We start from the raw sequence: 722 nt of genomic DNA, 5'->3' as shown, positions 1-722 counted from the left end.
CCATGTCCAGTGGACGCCCATGGCGCGATTACCCGCCTGAATGGAAGCAACTTCTACCTGTCGTATCAACGTGAACCCCAGACGGGCTGCATTGCCCGTCGTTTCCGCTGGTGAAATGGAAAAAGCACGGCGGCCTTCGGGTGCGGGGCCGTGACGCAGGGACATGATCAGCAATCCGCCCTCTGTCGTCATCTCCGAGAGGCTTTCCATGGCGGTCTGCCGTGCCTCGTCATCGATATGGTGCCAGACGCCGCACAGCGTAACCAGATCGAACGGGCCGTGGCGGCGCGCTTTCATCAGATCGGGCAAACAGTCGTCAAGCCAGGTTATCTTGTGCGAGAGGTGCAATCTCTTTCCGGGTTCACGCAGTTCCTTGACCGGCTCTATCGCCAGAACATCATGTCCGCATTCGGCAAACCAGGCGGCATCGCGACCGGTGCCGCTGCCAATATCAGCGACGCGGGCCGGTGTGACCGGCAACAGATCGATGACCGGTGCGTAGATTTCCCGGCAATCCAGTCCATCGAACCTGGCAATCAGGTCTGGCGTTGCCGCTTCAGCATAACCCTGTAGGATATCGTTCATTCTTGCCTTCCCGCCGCGACGCCGATTCCGAGGGTATCGCGCGCGGGCTATCTCGGCCAGCCGTTATTCGAACTCCAGAACCCCGCTCTGGAAGGTCATCACGGTTTCTCCGGACTGGTTCACGCCCTCGTTGAAGG

General features: G+C 60.0%; 1 protein-coding gene and 1 pseudogene. Both read right to left on the bottom strand.

The genetic code is table 11. The annotated features are described in order from the left end of the window. A partial coding sequence (locus AB4Z23_RS27470) for a class I SAM-dependent methyltransferase (protein WP_441361183.1) occupies positions 1-585 on the bottom strand: 585 nt, incomplete at its 3' end. 63 nt (positions 586-648) lie between these two features. Next, positions 649-722 (bottom strand): annotated as a pseudogene (locus AB4Z23_RS27465) (dehydratase); the annotation flags it as partial.

This window comes from Agrobacterium sp. MCAB5 (assembly GCF_052114365.1).
In the GTDB taxonomy this organism is placed as follows: domain Bacteria; phylum Pseudomonadota; class Alphaproteobacteria; order Rhizobiales; family Rhizobiaceae; genus Agrobacterium; species Agrobacterium tumefaciens.
Note: the sequence above shows the minus strand (reverse complement) of the source record. Positions and strands in the feature narration are given on the sequence as shown.